The sequence below is a fragment of the Leptospira gomenensis genome, from assembly GCF_004770155.1.
GTDB classification, from domain to species: Bacteria; Spirochaetota; Leptospiria; order Leptospirales; family Leptospiraceae; genus Leptospira; species Leptospira gomenensis.
On the sequence record NZ_RQFA01000061.1, the window covers coordinates 1 to 19475 of the forward strand.

Below are 19475 nucleotides of genomic sequence, written 5' to 3' on the forward strand. Positions count from 1 at the left end.
GAGTTCCCACACAAATTGCTACGACAAACAAAGCCGCGCTCGGGAAAACGTGTGAGTTCCCGCACAAATTGCTACGACAAACAAAGCCGCGCTCGGGAAAACGTGTGAGTTCCCGCACAAATTGCTACGACAAACAAAGCAGCGCTCGGGAAAACGTGTGAGTTCCCACAAAACTATCTTCAAAGAGCGGAAATTCTCTCGATGGCCGCCTCAACGTCCTCTTTTTTACCGAACGCGCTCAAACGAAAATATCCTTCTCCGGCGGGACCGAACCCCGAACCGGGAGTTCCTACAACCTGCGCTTGCTGCAACAGACGATCAAAAAAATCCCAAGAAGAAAGATTGTCGGAAGTTTTCAGCCAAATATAAGGAGCGTTGATACCGCCGAACACGTCATACCCGGCCTTTTTCAAACCGTCCCGAATCTTCGCGGCATTCGACATATAATACGAGATAGAATCTTGAATTTCTTTTTTGCCCTGAGCGGAAAAACAAGCCTCCGCTCCTTTTTGAGTCACATAGGAAACTCCGTTGAACTTGGTAGTATGTCTTCTGCTCCACAAAGAATTGAGACTCACCTCCTCACCGGAACGGGTCCTACCTTTCAACTCTTTCGGAATCACTATATAAGCACAACGTAATCCTGTAAAACCCGCGGTCTTAGAGAAAGAACGGAATTCGATCGCGACTTCCCTCGCCCCCTCTACCTCGTAGATCGAACGCGGAACACCCGGTTCACTGATAAAAGCCTCGTACGCGGAATCGTATAAAATGATGGAATTGTTTTTTTTCGCGTATTCCACCCAGGCCTTCAGAGCTTCCTTCGTAGTGACGGCGCCGGTAGGATTATTCGGATAACACAGATAAATGATATCGGCTTTATCTTTCGGGATCTCCGGTTGAAAACCGTTCTCCTTTGTCGCGGGCATATAAATCAGATTGGAATATCTTCCGTCGGAACCGATCTCTCCCGTGCGTCCCGCCATCACGTTCGTATCCACGTAAACCGGATAAACCGGATCCGCCACGGCGATCTTTGCGTCTGTCGAAAAAATCTCCTGGATATTACCGCAATCGCATTTGGAACCGTCCGAAACGAAAATTTCGCTTTCGTCGATTTTGATACCCAAAGGAGCGTAATCGTTATCGGAGATCGACTTTAGCAAAAATGAATATCCTTGTTCCGGGCCGTAACCGTGAAAACCTTCGGAGGTTCCCATCTCTTTGGAAGCGGCGACCATCGCGTCCACGATGGAGGGAACGATGGGAAGAGTAACGTCCCCGATTCCCAAACGGATCACTTTCGCCGAAGGATTTTTTTCCGAATACGCCTTCACACGTTTCGCGATTTCGGGAAAAAGATATCCCGCCTTTAATTTTAAATAATTCTCATTGATGTTCGCCATCTTCCTTATTCCTATCGATTAATTTTCTTCCGGCAAAACCCTCTTCGTAACCGTGTTCGAAAAGCAAATCCTCTTCTCCGAGGTGCCAGCAATAATATCCGTTACCGTGATCGAAATCCACGAGCCAAAGTCCTTTGACCTCGACTCCGTATTCCTGAATTTTGGAGGACCATTCGAATGTCGAAATTCGAACCTCCTCCTCTTTTTGTTCCATCTCGTTTTCGGGAAGAATTTTCTCCCGAAGTAGTGTGGTCAACTCGGACACGCGAGAATAATATTCTTCCGTAATCTCCCGGATGATCGGAAGGATATTACGCGCCTCTTCGTATGTCCATAACCTGCGTTCCAATTGAGTTTAAAAATCCTGTCCCAAAGAAAGACAAAGTAAGGTCATCCGACTAACGACTCCGTATCTCGCCTGTCTAAAATACGCCGCATTCGGAAGATCGTCCACGTCCGTCGAAAGTTCGTTCACTCTCGGAAGAGGATGTAGAATCGTGGTTTCCTTCTTAGAAGCGAGGATGAGTTCTTTGTTGATCTTAAAAAGATCCTTCAGACGTTCGAATTCCTTATGATCGGGAAAACGTTCCTCTTGGATGCGCGTAACGTATGCAACGTCGCATTCCCAAACCGCCTTGATATCGGTCGTTTCTTCCAGAGAAATCGGATATCCTTCCAAACCTTTCTTATAGGATTCGGGTAAGGCCAACTCCGGAGGAGAGATCAGATACAAATGAACCTTATAGTGTCTCAAAAGATTGATCAACGAATGGATCGTCCTTCCGTACTTCAAGTCTCCGATAAAAGCGACGGTCAAACCGTCCAAGGTTCCCTTTTCCGAAATGATCGTGTATAAATCCAAAAGCGCCTGCGTGGGATGTTGACCCGCTCCATCCCCTGCATTGATGACTGGGATTTTCACCGCACCCGCCGCGATCCGGGAAGAACCTTCCACGGGATGACGAATCACCGCTATGTCCGCGTAGGCTTCGACCATCTTCATGGTGTCGTATAACGTTTCTCCTTTTGAGATCGAGGAGAATTGAAATCCCACCGTGGAGATAACCCTTCCTCCCAAACGTTCCATCGCCGCTTCGAACGAAAGCCTTGTTCTTGTGGAAGCCTCGAAAAAAAGGGAAGCGAGAAGTTTACCGGTCAAAATTCCGAAAGCCTTGTTTTGTTCCACGAGGCGTTCCATATCCCTGGTTTTTCCGATGAGAAAATCCAGATCCGCCTTGGAGAATTGTTCGGTGTCGAGTACGTTCTTATGATTGTAGGACATTAAGCGACAGAATGTAGAAAAACCCCCGTTTGACAAATCAAAATGAACGACCGAACTCAGGATTTTTCGGGAAGAGGCAAAAGCCCCCGCAGTTGTCGCAAGGATTGTCTCCCGAGAGAAAGGTCGATGCGGTCCCCGCTTTTTTCGAACTGGGACGGAAGACGATTCCAAGGACAACCGGGAAAACGATGATGCACCCGATGAAGATTAAAATTGAGAAACAACGAGGAAAAAAAAATCGGAAGCCCTAAATTGTATGCGGAATTAGGATCGTCCACTTCCTTTCCGTAGTGGTAGGAATGATCCAAAAACGAAACCACACTTCCTCGTAAAATCAGAACGACCGTCAAAATCCAAAAATTCGAACCGCAAAAATAAAACGCGGAACCGAACAACAAAAAGATACAAAACGAATCGAAACGAAGTTCACGAACGATTTCCGGTTTTTGAATCTGTTTAAAAAAAGCCCTGTGCGCCGGAAAAACGGAAAAGAACCTTTCCGCGATCGGAACCGACATCGACAAAGGAAGCGATAACAAAAAACCGCCCGCGGCCTCCAGAAAGTAGGTTCCGTAAAACAGTTTTCCGTAATATACGATCGATTGTCCGATTTTGGAAACGCCGTTTTTTTCCAAAAATTCGATACGCTCCCCTTCCGATCGGTTGAATTTATGATGGATGAGATGCGCGGTTTTAGCGACCTGAAACGGAGTTCCGAAAAGGATACAAAGGACCCTGCCCGCAAAACGACTTTCGGTTCTCGAATTGGAAAAATTACCGTGGATACATTCGTGAATCAAAGCCCACAACGTGTAGGACAAAAAGGCGGAGACAAAGATAAAAAAACAAGAGACAGCCCGAAAACCGTAACCGAACAAAAAATTCCAAAAATATAATATTATAAAAAACGAACACAACAAAGCCGCGATCAGGCGGTTGACGAAGACGGGAAGATCCCTCAAGGGAATTTGCGACATAACGATGATTTCCGATATTCCAGGAAACGATTCACGAAAAAACGCCGAACAAAAAGAAGATCCAATCGTTCGCCGAAAATCCGGACGGCTCTATGGTTTTAGGAATGTGGTATTTAAGCCGAACTTTCGCGTCAAGAAAGGAAGCGGAGTTTTCTCCCTAACCGACGCGAAAAATTCCAACCCGTAGCGACGGGAAATCTTGGATCCCATCGATGTCGCTTAATAACCGCCGCCGGAACCGGCGCTCCCGGAAGTTCCCCCGCCGCCGCAAAACGAGAGAACTCCCAAATACAACGGATCACAGGACGAAGAATACGCAGGATTGGAGGAAGTGCAGGCGATATAAGACGCCGCCGCGACTTGACAGTTTTTCTTATCTGCGTCTTTGGATTTTTGATCGGAATCTCCGCCGTAATTCGAACAGGAGGAAGCAAGCGTCGCGATCGTCGCAAACACCGTCAGTCGAAGAAAAAAATTGAATTTCACGTTCGTTTCCTTATCCGTTGCGGATTTAGAATCGCACCGGATCGAAGAAAAGGATGACACGAAGAAAAGAAAATAAAATAAAAAAAGGAATCCGGTCCTTCTCGCACGAACATACGGACGTTTTCCGGGAACGAAAGGAAAATCCGAAAAAAAAGAAAGCCGAGAACGTTCGACCTTAAAAAAAATCGCAAGTATCGTTCGAATCTTTTTAAAAGAAGACTGGAAAGAACGGCAAAGAATCGGGAACCTGACCGAAATCATCGCGTTCCAATCCCATAATAAAATCCTTATGAAACCCAATTTGCTTCCGCTCGTTTTGTCTTTCGGTTTAGTTTTCGAAACCTGTTTTCCGGTGGATCCGGAAAGAACCCGTTCTCCGCACTACTTGGACGGAAAGTATCACAATCTCGAAGAAGACGAACGTCTGAATAAAAGTTTTTTTTCCGTCCTTCGTTGGAAGCTGCTCGGACCGTCCGATCCTCCGTATGCGGAAGGCGATCCCGGAAAAATTCCGGAAGTCATTCCCCGCAAAAAGGAGGATCTATTGGCTCCGGAAGGAAAGGTGCGAATCGTCTGGCTCGGACACGCAACCGTTTGGATCGCCGCGAATTTTCACGGAAAAAGGGTACACATTCTCACCGATCCGATATTCTCGGCTCCTCCTTTCATCAAACGACTCACTCCTCTTCCGATACTACCGGAAGACCTTCCCGGAGTGGATATCGTCGCGATCAGCCACGCGCACAGGGATCACCTCGACATCGACTCGATCAAAAAGATCCAAAAATTATTTCCTGAAGTTACGATCCATCTCCCCTCGGGAATGGGGGAATTCGCCAAAGACGAAGGATTCGAAAACTCGGTCATTCAGGAATGGTGGAATCGATACGATTACGCGGGCGGAAAAATACATTTTCTTCCGGCAAAACATTGGAGTAGAATGGGAATCTCCGACATGAACCAATATCACTGGGGAAGTTACGCATTCGAATTTGAGAATATTCGAATATACTTCGGCGGAGACACCGGCTTCTCCAAACATTTCTCCGAAATAGGAAAACGTTTTCCGCAGGGATTTTCCGCCGCCTTACTTCCGATAGGCGCCTTCAAACCGAGATGGTTTATGGAACCGGCGCATATAGGTCCGAAAGAGGCCCTCGAAGCGGGAGAAGTTCTCCGTTCTTCCCAACTACTACCCGTCCACTGGGGAACGTTTTCGCTGGGAGACGACCTTCCTTCGGAAGCGCCTTTGTATCTGCAAAAATTACATTCCGAAAAAAAAGAACCGGCCTCCTCTCTCAAAATTTGGAAGATCGGCGAGATCGTGGAATTATAAACTTGTTTCGGGCAGAAATCGACTGATCGTAAATTCGTTGTTATACGATTCTTGAAACGGCGGATCGTTTAAAGTGCGTTCGCCGAACCCGAAAAGGAAATGAAAAAGACGATTTATAGGTTCGAGACGGAAGAAGACGAACCGTTCATTCAATCCTTATTAGAAAAAAATAATTTACCTTACCAAGATATCGGCATCGGAAATCGTTTCGATTTTATTTTAGCCGAACGGGACGGAACGCTCGTCGGAGTCGTAGGTCTGGAGGTTTTCGACGAAGTGGCTTTATTGCGCTCTTTCTGCGTCGAAGAAAAATATCGGAACGAAAAAATCGGAACTTCGCTCTATCAAAAAATGCTCGCGCACGCCCGATCCAAAGGCGTAGACGAGTTGTATTTATTGACGACCTCCGCCGAAAGATATTTCCTTCGGCTCGGTTTCGAAATCGTCGATCGTAAAACGGCTCCCGACTCGATCCGAACCTCTTCGGAATTTCAAGACTTCTGCCCGGGTTCCGCGGCTTTTATGAAACGTTCGCTCCCTCCTTCTCCTTAAAAAATCTTTTTTAGAACCGCGAAAAGGACGGAAGAATCCTCGTCTTAGATAGAACTCTTTGCGCCGGTTGCGCAGTAAAAATAGACGTCGAATCCTTCGCAAAAAATCGCTTTTCCCAAGGTCCGTCGTAATACCGTCAAAATTCACTTTACCGCGTACGTTTTCGGCCTCGTGTGGAGAAATGATCTCTGGTCTAAACGGAATTCTTAAAAAATTGGAAGTCGGATTCGTTCATTTGGAAACGGCCGGAGTCACCTACGAAGTCACCGTATCGTTCAAAACGTATCTCGAACTCAAAACGATCTCTCCGTCGTCGGAAGTCCGACTCCATATCTTCCACGCAATGAACGAACGCGGACAAAGGTTGTTTGGATTTCTTACGGAACAGGATAAGGAATTTTTCAAAGTCATCAAAGGGCTGCAAGGCATCGGGGAATTGACCGCTCTAAAAATCCTTTCCTTCTTTTCCGCAGAAGATTTGTACCGGATCGTACAATCCGGAGAAGCGAAGGAACTCGAAAAAATTCCCAAGGTGAAAGGAAAGACCTCGGAAAAGATCTTTTTCGAAGTCAAACAAAACCTCAAAAAGTTGGAACTCTTTCTTTCGGGAACTCCCACAAAAGGAATTCCGATTTCTTCCGATTCTCCCTCGACCGATCCGAAAGAAGCCGCCTTTTTCCGAAGAAAAGAAATTGCGATCTTAGGTCTGGTTCAACTCGGCTTCGATGAAAAATCGGCAATCAAGGAAGTCGAAAAAATTCTCAAAGAAACACCCGAAATCGATCCCGGAGAACTGATCCGGGAAATTCTCCAACGTTTGTAGGAATTCCGACGGATTTCGGTCGAGAGTTTGTCGTTTCGAATCGATCGAGACGACAAATTTTCCCAGATCGAACCGTTTCTAAAAACGATCGAGTTTCGTGTGAGTTCCCACGTTTTCCGTTTGTATTTCGCCCTTCTTTTCCGTACTCAAAAATAGAAAATCCCCACACCCAACCGCTCTCCCTCCGAAAAACGCGGGAACACCTATACAAGAACCGAACCCTGTGTTTCCTTCGACCCCAAACCGTCTCCTACGATTTTCCAGCCAAATCAATTCGCACGAAAACGGGGGTTCTTGGAAATGTTTTAGACAGAAAGTCCAAAGTCGGAATTCCTTCTAATTTTTTACTGACACCAAAGTTCCTACCGAAAACAGTATAAATTTAAAGAAAACTTCACCTCCTAAAAAGCACTGAACTAAGTTCAATGAAGGTTAATTCATGAAAATTCACGAGTATCAGGCAAAAGAAATCCTGAGACGGCACAAAGCCAATGTTCCCTTCGGAGTCGTTATCGATAAAAAAGAAAACGGATCCAAAGCCCATGACGAAGTCACCTCCAAAACCGGAGGTTCCGTAGTCGTTGTCAAAGCACAGATCCACGCAGGCGGCCGAGGCAAAGGCGGCGGCGTTAAGGTTACCAAAACCAAAGACGACGCGATCGCGGCCATCGACAAAATTCTCGGTATGCAGCTCATAACGCCGCAAACCGGGGCCGAAGGAAAAAAAGTTCTGAAAGTTTACCTCGAGCAAGGAATCGATATCGCCAAGGAATACTACCTCAGCATTCTTCTCGATCGCTCCATCCGGAAAACCATCATTATGGCTTCCACGGAAGGCGGAATGGAAATCGAGGAAGTCGCCGAAACTCATCCGGAAAAGATCCTAAAAATCGCGATCGATCCGGGTATCGGTCTGCAAGTAAACCAAGCGAGACAACTCGCGTTTTCTCTCGGGCTTCCCGCAGAATCCCATAAGTCGTTTCAAAGTCTTCTCTTTGCGATCTACGAGGCGTATATCAAAGAAGACGCATCCCTTTTGGAAATCAATCCTCTGATTCTTACCAAACAAAACGAAATCATCGCCGGCGATTGTAAGATCGATCTCGACGAAAACGCTCTCTACCGTCACGCGGACAACGCCGCGTTCCGAGACATCACCGAGGAGGATCCGCTCGAAGTTCAGGCTTCCGAGTTCAACCTCAACTACGTGAAGTTAGACGGAAACATCGGTTGTATGGTAAACGGAGCCGGACTCGCGATGGCGACGATGGACATCGTAAAACTCGCCGGAGCCGAACCCGCAAACTTCCTCGATGTCGGAGGTGGGGCGAACAAAACCACCGTAACAAACGGATTCAAGATCATTCTCGGTGATCCGAACGTAAAAGGAATTTTCGTAAACATCTTCGGAGGAATCGTTCGTTGCGACATGGTCGCCGAAGGAATCATCGAAGCGGCCAAAGCGGTGGATCTGAAAGTTCCTCTCGTGGTTCGTTTACAAGGAACCAATTCGGAACTGGGAAGAGAAGTCCTCAACAAAAGCGGACTGAAGATTACCGGAGTGGACGATCTCCGCGAAGCGGCAAACACCATTGCCAAACTCATCAAATAAGAGAGAACATACATGGCAGTATTAGTAGACGAAAACACAAAAGTCGTAGTACAAGGAATCACCGGAAAGGAAGGTTCCTTCCACGCGACTCAAATGCTGGCTTACGGAACCAAAGTGGTCGCCGGAGTCACTCCCGGAAAAGGCGGAAGCAAATGGGAAGATAAGGTTCCCGTTTTCAACACGATCCAGGATTCGATCAAAAACGAAGGCGTCAACGCGGCGGTGATTTTTGTTCCGCCCGCGTTCGCGGCCGATGCGATCCTGGAAGGAATTCTCGCGGAACTCCCGCTCGTGATTTGTATCACCGAAGGAATCCCGACCCACGATATGCTGAAAGTGTACAGCGTATTACGAAATTCTAAAACAAGACTTGTGGGACCGAACTGCCCCGGAGTCATCACTCCGCGTGCGAAACAAAAACTCGGAATCATGCCGGGTTTCATCCACAGTCCGGGATCGGTGGGAATCGTGTCCCGTTCCGGAACCCTGACGTATGAGTCGGTGGCTCAGATCACAAAACAAGGATTAGGTCAATCCACTTGTATCGGAATCGGAGGAGATCCCGTTCCCGGTATGAACCACACCGAAGCGATCAGATTGTTAAACGAAGACCCCGAAACCAAAGGGATCGTGATGATCGGAGAAATCGGCGGAACTTCGGAAGAAGAAGCCGCGGAATACATCAAAAATCACGTCAAAAAACCCGTGGTAGGTTTCATCGCGGGTCAAACCGCGCCTCCAGGTAAACGGATGGGACACGCGGGAGCCATCATCAGCGGTGGACTCGGAACAGCGGCTTCTAAAATGAAAGCGATGCAGGAAGCGGGCATTCAGGTCTGCCAATCCATCGCGGAAGTCGGAGAAAAAATGAAGAAGGCTCTGGGATAACCGGAGCCTTACCAAAGACGGTTCAAACTCGAAGAAGGAGAACGGAATGAACATTCAAAGTAAAAATTCTAAACCTAGGATTCTCAAACGGATCGGATTCGTTTTGAGTAGTTTCGTCCTCCTTTCGGGTATTTCCCTTTTCGCCGAGGGAACGACGCTCAAGTTGACGACCGAAGAAACCGTCAAACGCGCGTTAGAGAGCAATTACAGTTTGCAGAATCTTCGTTACGAACTCGCAAAGTCCGATACGAACTTTCTGAAAAACGATTCCAAGTATTCTTGGAGACTTGTGGCCGACGGAAAATCGAGCCAGAACATCCTGCCGTTCAACCAGGCGAACCTCCTTTCGGGAACCAAGATCTCGGACGATACGATCAAGGGTGGTATCGAAAAGGTTCTTCAAACGACCGGAACGTATTTCAAAGTGGAAGCCGGAACGAGAAGATTCGACTCGAACGCTTTCGAAAATGCGGCGACCACGCCCGCTGGTTTTAATTCTTTGGGAATCCCTCCCCTCTATACCGGATTCGTAAGAGCGACCATCAGCCAGGATTTATTGAAAAACGCGTTCGGATACAAGGGAAGAAACGAAGTCAAAATTCTCGAGTCCCAAGCCGAAATGGCGAAAAACCAAGTCTCTCAACAGATCTCCGGAGTGATCGTGGATTCTTTGGTCGATTTTTGGGATTATTCCATCAAAACCCAAGCCGTAAAAACCTACAAACAACTCGTGGAAAACACGAAGAATATCCGCAACTTAACGGTACGCAAACAAGGCCTCGGACTTTCGGAAAGTTTCGAAGTCAATCAGTGGAACGCACTTCTGGCCCAAGCCGAAAACCAGTTAGAAACCGCTCAGGTTCAAAAGGAAGAATCTAAACGAAAACTGGTGCGTTCCCTGAAAATCCCGGAAGGAACTTCCCTTTCGGAAGAAACCAATCTTTTGGAAGAACTGACGGAGAAACCGGACTATACAAAAGATTTAGAATATGCTTATAAACACCGAGCGGATTTTTTAAACGCTCTCAAACAAAAGGAAATCGCAGAAGCCGCGTTGAAAAACGCGAACAACGACCGCCTTCCGACTCTGACCATATCGGGAACCGGAGCGAGCCAATCGCAGAACATCATTTCTCCTCAGGAAAACTACACCGATTCCAACAACGGAATCACGACTGCGAAATACAAAGAATGGACCGGACAACTCAATTTCGTATATCCGATCGCAGACAAAGGAATTTATGCTGGAGTAAGGGACGCCAATATCAGCATGCGCCAAGCCACCTTAAAGGAAGAGGATTTGAAAAACGAAGTCCGCGACGACGTGAAAACGCGGATCGAAGCCTTGGAAGCGAGTTATAAAATCTATAAGAACAATATCACGAGCGAACGGGAAACAGAAAACTACTACAACGGAATCTTAAGAAGTTTCCGCCAAGGAAGAGCCGACGCCGTTTCCGTAAAGAACGCTCTCGATACGCACGTTCAAGATCAGCTCCGACTCACGCAAGCCAAAGTAAATTTTAACATCGATCTATTGCGTTATTATCTTGCTAAAAACGCGCTTCTCGAACGCTTTCAAGTGGATCGAGATAAGTTGTTGCCGAACCTGGATTGACCAAACGGAGGGCGGGCGCGATTGAGAAAGAATTTTTTTGTCGTCCTCGGCGCCTTCTTTTTTTCCGTTCTGCTCGGCGTATTACTTTGGAAGTTTTTCACACGCAAAACCGATTCGGTTTATAAAAACTTCTCCAAAGGGAATTGGGAAGACGTAGTCTTAGAGGTTCTCAAAAAAAAAGATCCGGATCTCGAGGACTATTCGTACGCTTCCCTCTCTTTGGCGGAATTCAATTCGTATCTGCTCGGCGTATCCGCCGAAAAGAGGGAAAAGACGGCGCAAAAATTTTCGGAAAAATCGGGGCTTACGTTTTCCAAACGTGCGGTTTCCGGAAGAACGATTTACACATTCGAAGACCGTTTTTTTTCCTTTCTCCCGGACGGATCATTTTTAAAAACGAGGGCGCTTTGTAAAAAACTGACCCTCGGCTCCGAATACGAAACCGCCGATGTGCTTTCCCGATATCTCACCAAATTGCTCGGATCCAATCCGCTACCCTTATACAAGGAATACAATCAGGCGATTCTCAAATCCTTGGCGGCAGGATCCGCGAAGGAACTCGACGACAACGGAAGAAACAAACTCGCGCGTTTGCTCGAATATTTTTCGGGACGCGAAGACTCACCGTTTAACGCGAGTAAGGCGATCGTAGAAGGCAAAAATCTCAACGTAAGAACCGGACCCGGAACGGAAAATCCGATCGCCTTTCAATTTAAGGGAGGAGAAACGGTTTTCGTACTCGATCGGGATTCGCGCACGGAAACCATCGCGGGAAAACGAGGAAACTGGAACCAGGTTTTCGATCTCAAAAACGGAGCCGTAGGTTGGATTTTTTCCGGGTTTCTCAAAAACGCGGCACCGGACGTATCGATCGCGGAAACAATGGAGGAATCCTTCCGAGCGCTCGATCGAGCCCCCGTATGGGATTTTGAAACTTGGAACGAAAACGAGGTTCCGTCCGGATTCCAAGGGGAATATCACCGCACGGAAAAGATCGCACTCGACGGGGACTTCGGAATCGTACTCCATTCCTCCCAAAACAAATACGATCTTATGTGCAGAACGATCGAAGAACCGTTTCGCGATCTCGAATTTTACGTGGCTTATCTTGGGGGAAAAACCGCGCTTCCCGTCTTCACCTTGTTTGCCGGTTCGCCGGGAGACTTACAAAAGGCGTTCGAGATAGAAATGGACTCGGAAAGCATTTCCATAAACCGGAATCGATATATCACGGGTGATAATTTTTCGAAGAAAAAATTCCGACTCAATCTTCAAAACGCTGAAAACGGACTCAACGCCGCGTTGGTTCTTGCGGAAAAAAAAGTCCTTTCCGGAATCGATCCTCTCGAACGGATCCAAACGGACGGAGGAATACGATGGAGGCTTTGTCTTTCCACGCCTAGGGAACGCGCGGATTCGGGAGACACATCCAATCTCGGAATTTTTCAGTTCAAATTCATTCCATAGGAAATCATAAATTAGAATATTCTAATAAAATGAGGGAATATGCCTACTTACGACTATAAATGTAAAGCCTGCGGACAAACATTCGAACGATTCCATTCCATGAAGGACGATCCGGTCAGTGATTGTCCCCTCTGCGGAAAAAAAGGGGAAGTGGAAAGGATGATTTCCAACGGTTCGGGAATCATCTTCAAAGGAACCGGTTTCTACGTGACCGATTACAAAAAAAGCGGTTCGGGCTCCGGAGAATCCTCGGGTTCCGCGACCTCCCCTTCCTCTTCGGATTAATCGTTTGGGAAGACTGGGAATCCTTGCCGGTGCGGGAGAACTTCCGCACATCGGAATGAAAGAAGCCCTCGCCGCCGGAGAGGATCCTCTTTTTTTATCCATTATAGAATCCGAATTCAACGTGGGAGAATACGCGGATCGTAATCTTCCGATCCATATCGTAAAGATAGGGGCCCTTCTCAAAGTTTGCAAACGGCACAACATCGATCGCCTTCTTTTGCTCGGAAAGGTTAAAAAGGAAATCATATTCAAAAATTTGAAATTTGATCTCAAGGCGCTCAGCCTTTTGGCTCGAATGATCAATAGGCACGATTACTCGATATTTAAAACCGTCTCGGAAGAATTCGCTAAGGAAAAAATAACGATCATATCGCAGAAAACGTATCTCCAATCCCTATTTCTTCCGGAAGGAAAATATACGAAAAAGTCGCTTAACAAAAAAGAGTTAGAGGACGCGGAATTCGGAATGGAATACGCGCAGAAAATCGCAGGACTTGATATAGGTCAAACCGTGGTCGTTCTCGACAAATCCGTGTTAGCCGTAGAGGCCGTCGAGGGGACCGATCTCGCGATCAGACGCGGCGGATCGTATGCGAAAAAGGGAAAGGCGACCGTATGTAAAAGTTCCAAGTTGAATCAGGATCATAGGTTCGACCTTCCTACCGTGGGAGTGGAAACGCTGCGGTCCATGTACGAAAACAACTGTGGAACGTTGGCTTTGCGGACCGGAGAAACGATCATAGTCCACCCCGAAGAATTTATTAACCTTGCAGAAAAACTGAAAATCAACATCCTAAGTATCGGCGATGGCAAACTTGCGAAAATCAACTCAACATATCAAAAAAAACGCTAATATTCCGCAGCTTGTGAAACGGGAAAGCGGAACTACCAAAAAGGATGATCCGAAAATTCTAATGCTCGCCGGAGAACATTCGGGAGATTTATTGGGCGGCGAGTTGTTGCGCGAGCTCAAAAAAAACTTTCCCGAGCTCGAGACTTTCGGAGTCGGCGGAGAAAGAATGATCGAGGAAGGATTCGAATCCATTGAATCCATGGAGGAACTTTCGATCATAGGATTTTCCGCAATCCTATTCAAGTACCGTTTTCTGAAAAAACTCATCGGTCGAATATTAAACGAAGCGGTGAGCCGTAATTGTACACACGCGATCCTCATAGACTATCCCGGTTTTAATCTTCGCCTCGCAAAGGAATTGAAAAAACTCGGAATCGTCGTGATTTTTTACGTTTCTCCGCAACTCTGGGCTTGGAAGTTCAATAGGATTTATACGATCAGAGACAATGTGGATCTTATGCTCGTGCTTTTTCCGTTCGAAAAGGAAATCTATGATCGTTACGGAGTAGCGTGTGAATTCGTCGGACATCCTCTCGCAGTGCGTCTTAGGGAAAAACTTCGCAAGGAGGCTCCCATAGAGGAAAGTGGAGAAAAAATCCACTACCACACAACCGTCACCTTGATGCCGGGCTCCCGAAGCGGCGAGATAAGAAGATTGTTAAACGACATGCTCGAATCGGCGGGAAAAATCGACGAACACTACGAAATCGAAAAAAAGAAAGTCCGTTTTCTGCTCCCGAATATAAACCAAAAAGAGGAGTTGTATATTCTGGAAAGGATCGAAAACGTCAGGACGAAATACCCGAATCTTAAAATCGAATATCTTTTCGATCGTTCTCTACGTGCGATAGAATCGGCCGATCTCGTGTTAGTGGCTTCGGGAACCGCGACGCTGGAAGTCGCTTATTTCGAAAAACCCATGATCATATTGTATAAGGTAAGCATGTTGACTTACGTAATCGGTTCTCTCTTTATCCGGACGGCTAACATAGGTTTGGTGAATATCCTTTCCGGAAAGGAAATCTGCAGGGAAATCGTTCAAGCGGAATGTACACCTGCGCATATCGTCGAAGAAGCGTTGTCCCTTCTCGAAAACAAAAAATATCGGAATAAAACCGTCGAGGATATCCGAAAAGTAAAGGAATCCCTGGGTAGCGAAAATTCCTCCAGACACGCCGCGAGAGAAATCGTGAAACTGATCAAAATCGGTCCGAAAAAATGAACCGACCAAGTCCAAACAGTATATTCGCGGATACGATTGCGTATATTCTAAACTACTAAACTACCCCACCCGCCGGCTTCGGGACGTTCCGATCATCTGCAAAGAGATGTACATTCGTTTTTCATGGACAGACAGGAAAGAAGGGCGAACTGACTCAAAGCGCGTCCGTTCTGTGCGTTGGCATTGTTCGGATCCATGCCGAAATATATCGAATACGTTGAATCGACCGTAGCCGCGCAACGCAGATAAAGGATATCCGGATAACTCACCCTCAACTGAAGGAAATTAGCGGAAAGAATCCCCGCGGAAGAAAGAACGGGACCTGGAACGTCTGTATTGTTTGTGTCGTCGTCTCCGCCGCGAAAAAGTTCGCACAGGGCGGAACCGCTTAGTTTTTTAACGGGAAGAACAAACGTTTCGTTCGAATAGATAGAAATTTTATAAATGTCCACGTCGGCGGCCGGAGAAATGTTACCGTTCAACTGAACGGGTTTCACCTCCGGATAATCGAGCAACTCTCGGTTAAAAAACGTATCGTTGTTAAACGACTCCTCGTCTACGATATCGGGAGTTTGATTGAGCGGTGAATACAACGTGCTCACGAATAATGTGGAAGAACAACTTTGAAAGGAAGCATTACATCGTCTTCGACATTCGTCGTCGCCGAAATTGGAACAGTAAAGGATCAAAAAGAAAAACGCGGTAGGAAAAACGGATCTGATTCGTTTCACAAAAAAAACCTCGACTTACAGTTTCTACGGCAACCCAGTTCGCCGGAATAACAAAATGCAGCTCCGGTCGCCGCGATACCGTTCCTTTCGTTTTTACGAAGGTCGTCGCTTTCGACGTTAAAAGAATAATTTCCGACGGAAGAGGAAGAACAAACAAAATATAAAACCGAATGGACGCCTAACGTAAAAACCGTCTCCGCAGTCGAGACCGTTCCCAACGATTCAAGCGACGGATCCGGATTCAAATCGTCGTTGAACTGTTCCTGTCCGGCATATACTACACAGAAGTTCGTTTCGGAAGCAGAAACGATTGAATAGCGAGTTTCGTTCGAACCCCCTCTTAGATAGAACTTGTAAACGTCGGTTTCATTCGGAGCGGATATCGAACCGCTCAACCGGATGTTCGCCCCGAAAAAGGAAGAATAGCCGGTAAGAATCTGCGCGCTCGCAAACGTATTATGGATTCCTAAAGTATTCTCCGTTACGTTCTGGACCGTCGTCCTTTCCGAAAATTCCCCGGAAAAAATATAAGCGGCAGACACGCAGGCGTCTCGATCTTTTTCGCATTCCGAACGGCACCGGTCGTAATGTGTATCAACTCCGTTACAATAAAAACAGAAAAGACAGAAAATCGAAGGGATTCTGTATACGAATTTCATTTTATACGAAACCGGGACGATCCGCCATAGAACGAAATTCGGCGAATCGCTTCCAAGTTCGAGTAGTTAGTCGCAGAACGGTCTTAAAATTCTAAATCCTCGAAAAGATCGGGACCGGATGAATTCAAACTGTTTTCCTTCTTCTTATTTCCGCCGTTTCCGGTGTATTTGATCTTACAGTTCTTTTTGCAGCTGGACTCGTTACTGAAACAAAGAAAGGTCCCTAAAACGGGAATATAATTGGATCCGAACGGCAATTCCGAACTTCTCAATTGAAACGAATAATTCGTGACGGCGGGAGAAGTACAACGAACGTAAAGAACACGATTGGCACTCGCACTCTGAAAATTCAGATCCTGAGCGGTAAGAGTTCCTAAGGAAGTCAAAGATGGATCCGGATTCGCATCTCCGTTGAATTGTTCGACCCCGACGTATGTGTCGCAGGTCGCCGTTCCGGAAAGCGATTTTGCGGAGAACGTGATACCGGAAATCGACATTATCCCAAGACGATAGATATCGATTTCGTTCGCCGCCGAAACGGAACCAGTCACTACGATTCCTCTCGTCGAATTAAACGGATAAGAAATAATCGATTGCGCTTCCAGAAACGTAGAGTGCGGATCGATTTCTTCGGAGACGTTCGCGTAGTTTGTGGTCAATACGGAACTCGCATAACTCCCCACCGTAGAAAACGTAATGGACGAAAAACAGGATTTAAGATTGTCATCACATTTGGAAATACAAACATCATAACTGGTAAATCCACCTTTACAGGCAAAGGCGAACGCGATGAACGCGGCGACAAAGATTCGATTCAAATATTTCATAATTGCGACAAAGATATAAATCGATCCCTGCGTGTAAAGGGAAAAGTCTGAGTTTTGCCGATGATAGATTCCGGTTCTTTTTAGGAGAGGACTCTTCTTCTATCGTATACAACTTTTCCGGCAATACACTTCTTCACTACGGACTCGTGTTTCCCTTGTGTATCGAATTTCCTTATGTATCGAATTCCCCCTTCGCCCCTACGTTTCATTCGAGAAAAAACTTCGCTCCGTTCGTTTTCCCAAGTTCCATAAACGTTATGCTTCATTGCGTTATTGATTTATAATATAAGAAGAAGTCTTGTCGATTCGTGGTAATATCCTTCGTGTTGGATTGTTGAATGAATCTCAGAAAAAGACAGATAAAAATCACGTTCCTCCCCTTCCGCTTCCTTACCGGTTTGCTCCTCGTCTTTGCGGGGTGGGGTTGTCTGCTGGATCGAAATTCCTCGCTCCCCGGTTTTTCCTTTTACATTCCTACGTATCTTTCTTTGAGCCCTTCTTCGTCCCTTTCTCCGTCCGCGCTTGCGATCAACGGAGGAAAAAGCCTTCGGGGCGGAATCGTATTCCCCGAAATCATATCCGATCCTATTTTTTCCAGAGGATTTAATCTCAGGCTTGCGATCGGTACGGAACATTCAGGATCCGTGTTATACGCTTGTATCGATCTTCCTTCTTGTATCTCCTCCAGCTCGTTCTTTCAACGTTCCTTAGGCGAAATAACCGCTGCAGAGACCGAGCTGAATTTTTTCTTTCCCGTGGAAACGTATCCGTCGGAAGGAACTCATACCTTATATATTTCGATCGTGAAGGATTCAAGAATCACGAAACAGATTTCCAATCCTTTGGTTTTCGATTCAACTCCTCCGACTCTATCTCCGTCTTTGGGGGCGGGAATTTATACGAGTACGGGAACACTTTCCTTTAACTGTACGGATGCGCTTTCCGGCTGCGATTCGATCGTGTTCACATCCACGTCAACGGATCCGTCTGTAGCTTTTTCTGCGAACTTCGATCCCTTTTCCGTACTGAACGGAAACGTCTATTCTTCTTCCATACCGATCTCCTCCGGAATAACCACCATACGCGCGTTAGCCGTCGATAGATCCGGAAACGTGTCGAACGTCGAAGAATGGGGATACGAGGTAAATCTAACCGGGCCGATCCTGCCTGCGGCCGATCTGACCGAAGTACAGGATTCTCCGGTAAACTCGTCCGGCTCCGCGACTCTCGTTTGGGAAGCGAACGTCGGCGGAACGTTTCAAATCGCCGACGACTCGCAGGATTGTAGTACGCTTACGGCCCCCGAAGTTCTACTTTCAGGAACCGCCGCATCGGGAACCCAAAACACATCGATCGCTCATTCGATTCTTACGGAAGGAGATAACTCGTTGAAGTTGTGTTTTAAGGATGCGCTCAATCAATACGACTCGTTTTTATTTTCGGTTACCAAGGATACGACCAGACCAACGGTCGTCTCCTCTTCACCTTCCGCAGGAGCGATCAACGCCGATATCACGAACGAACATTTGTTGTTGACTTTCGACGAGGCGATGGCCGCAAATACCGCGGTTCAAGTCAGAGCTTTTTTAACGTATGGTCCCGTCGGCACCGAAACCACCGTAGAACTTTCCTTACCTGCTGGCGCAAGAAGTTGGGGTTCGACCACTTTGCTGGACGTCGATTTGGACGTTGCACTTCCCGCAGTTTCCAAAGTGTTGTTAAGAATAAGGGCTTCGGATCTTACCGACTTGGCCGGTAACTCTCTTGCGGGAGACGCAGAAGGATATTATAATATTCTGTTTCAGACCGGACCGTCCAACGCGATCCACGACGTCATCGATTCCAATCAGCCCGTTTGCGCCGATGCTTTGGGAAATACGATCGTTTGCACCGGAACGGGTCAGGATGGCGCCTTTACGAACACTCCCGCGCAACAGATTCTCGTCGGCCCCTTGTTTACCCCTGGATATGCCGCAGATCCGATTACCGTGGACCAGACCTCCGGCCTGACTTGGAAGACCTGCGCTCAGGGAATGAATTGGGACGGAACAGGTTGTACGGGCGCTTACACTACGCTTACCTGGCCTGAAGCGGTTTCACAATGCTTTTTGTTAAACGAAGAAAACGCTAACGCGGGTTATGCGGGAATAAAAGGATGGAGGCTGGCCGAAATGGGGGATTTTATTTCCCTCACCACACTTTCTTCCAACACGACCGCATATTTGATTCTACCCGCGGCCAATTTTCCCAACTTTCCGAGCGATAACGCCAACGGACAGCGGTTTTGGAGCGCTTCGACCAATTTGAATTCCGCTTACGACACATCTTTCGCGTGGGGAATTTCGGCGTCCGGAGGGGCGAGCGTCGTCACGAGCAAAGGATTCGTTTTCGACGGCGTCACTCCGTTTCTCGCGGTTTGTGTCTCCGGAAATCCCAACTAAGGAGTATCTC

19 protein-coding genes are annotated in these 19475 nt (G+C 47.0%); 11 read left to right on the forward strand and 8 right to left on the reverse strand.

Annotation, left to right across the window (positions count from 1 at the left end):
* Positions 1 to 179 precede the first annotated feature (179 nt).
* From EHQ17_RS12805 to EHQ17_RS12825, 5 genes are all read right to left on the reverse strand, one after another.
* Positions 180 to 1406, reverse strand: coding sequence for an LL-diaminopimelate aminotransferase (locus EHQ17_RS12805; RefSeq protein ID WP_135591949.1), 1227 nt, complete (start codon positions 1404 to 1406; stop codon positions 180 to 182).
* A complete protein-coding gene (locus tag EHQ17_RS12810) occupies positions 1390 to 1755 on the reverse strand; it encodes a DUF2203 domain-containing protein (protein WP_135591951.1) in 366 nt (121 codons plus the stop codon). Before EHQ17_RS12810 ends, EHQ17_RS12805 begins: the two co-directional genes overlap by 17 nt.
* A 6-nt stretch (positions 1756 to 1761) precedes the next feature.
* Positions 1762 to 2688, reverse strand: coding sequence for an aspartate carbamoyltransferase (gene pyrB, locus EHQ17_RS12815; protein ID WP_135591953.1), 927 nt, complete (start codon positions 2686 to 2688; stop codon positions 1762 to 1764).
* 56 nt (positions 2689 to 2744) lie between these two features.
* Complete coding sequence (locus EHQ17_RS12820) at positions 2745 to 3665, reverse strand: fatty acid desaturase family protein (RefSeq protein ID WP_135591955.1); 921 nt, start codon at positions 3663 to 3665, stop codon at positions 2745 to 2747.
* A 219-nt stretch (positions 3666 to 3884) separates the two neighbouring features.
* Positions 3885 to 4151: a hypothetical protein gene (locus EHQ17_RS12825; RefSeq protein ID WP_246057545.1), complete on the reverse strand. Its 267-nt coding sequence runs from the start codon at positions 4149 to 4151 to the stop codon at positions 3885 to 3887.
* Positions 4152 to 4440: 289 nt separating this feature from the next.
* On the opposite strand from EHQ17_RS12825, the gene EHQ17_RS12830 reads away from it, so the two are divergent.
* The 10 genes from EHQ17_RS12830 (at position 4441) to lpxB (ending at position 14807) form a co-directional block, all read left to right on the forward strand.
* A complete protein-coding gene (locus EHQ17_RS12830; RefSeq protein WP_135591956.1) occupies positions 4441 to 5487 on the forward strand; it encodes an MBL fold metallo-hydrolase in 1047 nt (348 codons plus the stop codon).
* A gap of 99 nt (positions 5488 to 5586) precedes the next feature.
* Positions 5587 to 6039, forward strand: coding sequence for an arsenic resistance N-acetyltransferase ArsN2 (gene arsN2 / locus EHQ17_RS12835; protein ID WP_135591958.1), 453 nt, complete (start codon positions 5587 to 5589; stop codon positions 6037 to 6039).
* 181 nt (positions 6040 to 6220) lie between these two features.
* Entirely contained in the window at positions 6221 to 6862 is a 642-nt protein-coding gene (gene ruvA / locus EHQ17_RS12840; RefSeq protein ID WP_135591960.1) for a Holliday junction branch migration protein RuvA, read from the forward strand.
* Positions 6863 to 7301: 439 nt separating this feature from the next.
* On the forward strand, positions 7302 to 8474 hold the full coding sequence (sucC, locus tag EHQ17_RS12845) for an ADP-forming succinate--CoA ligase subunit beta (RefSeq protein WP_135591962.1): 1173 nt from the start codon (positions 7302 to 7304) through the stop codon (positions 8472 to 8474).
* Positions 8475 to 8486: 12 nt separating this feature from the next.
* Positions 8487 to 9362, forward strand: a complete 876-nt coding sequence (gene sucD / locus EHQ17_RS12850; RefSeq protein ID WP_135591964.1) for a succinate--CoA ligase subunit alpha — start codon at positions 8487 to 8489, stop codon at positions 9360 to 9362.
* A gap of 46 nt (positions 9363 to 9408) precedes the next feature.
* Positions 9409 to 10980 carry a TolC family protein gene (locus EHQ17_RS12855; RefSeq protein WP_135591966.1) on the forward strand — a complete coding sequence of 524 codons (1572 nt, stop codon included), beginning with the start codon at positions 9409 to 9411 and terminating at the stop codon, positions 10978 to 10980.
* Between the two features lie 21 nt (positions 10981 to 11001).
* On the forward strand, positions 11002 to 12447 hold the full coding sequence (locus EHQ17_RS12860) for an SH3 domain-containing protein (RefSeq protein ID WP_135591968.1): 1446 nt from the start codon (positions 11002 to 11004) through the stop codon (positions 12445 to 12447).
* Positions 12448 to 12486: 39 nt separating this feature from the next.
* Positions 12487 to 12732 carry an FmdB family zinc ribbon protein gene (locus tag EHQ17_RS12865; RefSeq protein ID WP_135591970.1) on the forward strand — a complete coding sequence of 82 codons (246 nt, stop codon included), beginning with the start codon at positions 12487 to 12489 and terminating at the stop codon, positions 12730 to 12732.
* Positions 12733 to 12736: 4 nt separating this feature from the next.
* Positions 12737 to 13585 (forward strand): LpxI family protein, encoded by an 849-nt coding sequence (locus EHQ17_RS12870; RefSeq protein ID WP_135591972.1) that lies wholly within the window; start codon positions 12737 to 12739, stop codon positions 13583 to 13585.
* Complete coding sequence (lpxB, locus tag EHQ17_RS12875) at positions 13539 to 14807, forward strand: lipid-A-disaccharide synthase (RefSeq protein ID WP_135591974.1); 1269 nt, start codon at positions 13539 to 13541, stop codon at positions 14805 to 14807. Before EHQ17_RS12870 ends, lpxB begins: the two co-directional genes overlap by 47 nt.
* Positions 14808 to 14899: 92 nt before the next feature.
* Here the strand turns inward: lpxB and EHQ17_RS12880 are convergent, their stop codons facing one another.
* The 3 genes from EHQ17_RS12880 to EHQ17_RS12890 form a co-directional block, all read right to left on the reverse strand.
* Positions 14900 to 15538 (reverse strand): hypothetical protein, encoded by a 639-nt coding sequence (locus EHQ17_RS12880; protein WP_135591976.1) that lies wholly within the window; start codon positions 15536 to 15538, stop codon positions 14900 to 14902.
* Complete coding sequence (locus EHQ17_RS12885; protein ID WP_135736192.1) at positions 15535 to 16080, reverse strand: hypothetical protein; 546 nt, start codon at positions 16078 to 16080, stop codon at positions 15535 to 15537. The genes EHQ17_RS12880 and EHQ17_RS12885 overlap by 4 nt, the downstream gene beginning before the upstream one ends.
* 200 nt (positions 16081 to 16280) lie before the next feature.
* The gene (locus tag EHQ17_RS12890) at positions 16281 to 17015 is read right to left on the reverse strand and encodes a hypothetical protein (protein WP_135591980.1); all 735 of its coding nucleotides are present in this window, start codon (positions 17013 to 17015) and stop codon (positions 16281 to 16283) included.
* A gap of 347 nt (positions 17016 to 17362) precedes the next feature.
* Between EHQ17_RS12890 and EHQ17_RS12895 the strand changes: the two genes are divergently transcribed.
* Positions 17363 to 19465, forward strand: a complete 2103-nt coding sequence (locus tag EHQ17_RS12895) for an Lcl domain-containing protein (protein ID WP_135591982.1) — start codon at positions 17363 to 17365, stop codon at positions 19463 to 19465.
* Positions 19466 to 19475: the final 10 nt, after the last annotated feature.

Bases quoted from the DNA above. Each gene is read 5' to 3' on its own strand.
- pyrB (WP_135591953.1), bottom strand. From the start codon at position 2,688: ATGTCCTACAATCATAAGAACGTACTCGACACCGAACAATTCTCCAAG.
- lpxB (WP_135591974.1), top strand. From the start codon at position 13,539: ATGGCAAACTTGCGAAAATCAACTCAACATATCAAAAAAAACGCTAAT.
- sucC (WP_135591962.1), top strand. From the start codon at position 7,302: ATGAAAATTCACGAGTATCAGGCAAAAGAAATCCTGAGACGGCACAAA.
- ruvA (WP_135591960.1), top strand. From the start codon at position 6,221: ATGATCTCTGGTCTAAACGGAATTCTTAAAAAATTGGAAGTCGGATTC.
- EHQ17_RS12895 (WP_135591982.1), top strand. From the start codon at position 17,363: ATGAATCTCAGAAAAAGACAGATAAAAATCACGTTCCTCCCCTTCCGC.
- EHQ17_RS12805 (WP_135591949.1), bottom strand. From the start codon at position 1,406: ATGGCGAACATCAATGAGAATTATTTAAAATTAAAGGCGGGATATCTT.
- EHQ17_RS12855 (WP_135591966.1), top strand. From the start codon at position 9,409: ATGAACATTCAAAGTAAAAATTCTAAACCTAGGATTCTCAAACGGATC.
- EHQ17_RS12865 (WP_135591970.1), top strand. From the start codon at position 12,487: ATGCCTACTTACGACTATAAATGTAAAGCCTGCGGACAAACATTCGAA.
- EHQ17_RS12830 (WP_135591956.1), top strand. From the start codon at position 4,441: ATGAAACCCAATTTGCTTCCGCTCGTTTTGTCTTTCGGTTTAGTTTTC.
- EHQ17_RS12820 (WP_135591955.1), bottom strand. From the start codon at position 3,665: ATGTCGCAAATTCCCTTGAGGGATCTTCCCGTCTTCGTCAACCGCCTG.
- arsN2 (WP_135591958.1), top strand. From the start codon at position 5,587: ATGAAAAAGACGATTTATAGGTTCGAGACGGAAGAAGACGAACCGTTC.
- sucD (WP_135591964.1), top strand. From the start codon at position 8,487: ATGGCAGTATTAGTAGACGAAAACACAAAAGTCGTAGTACAAGGAATC.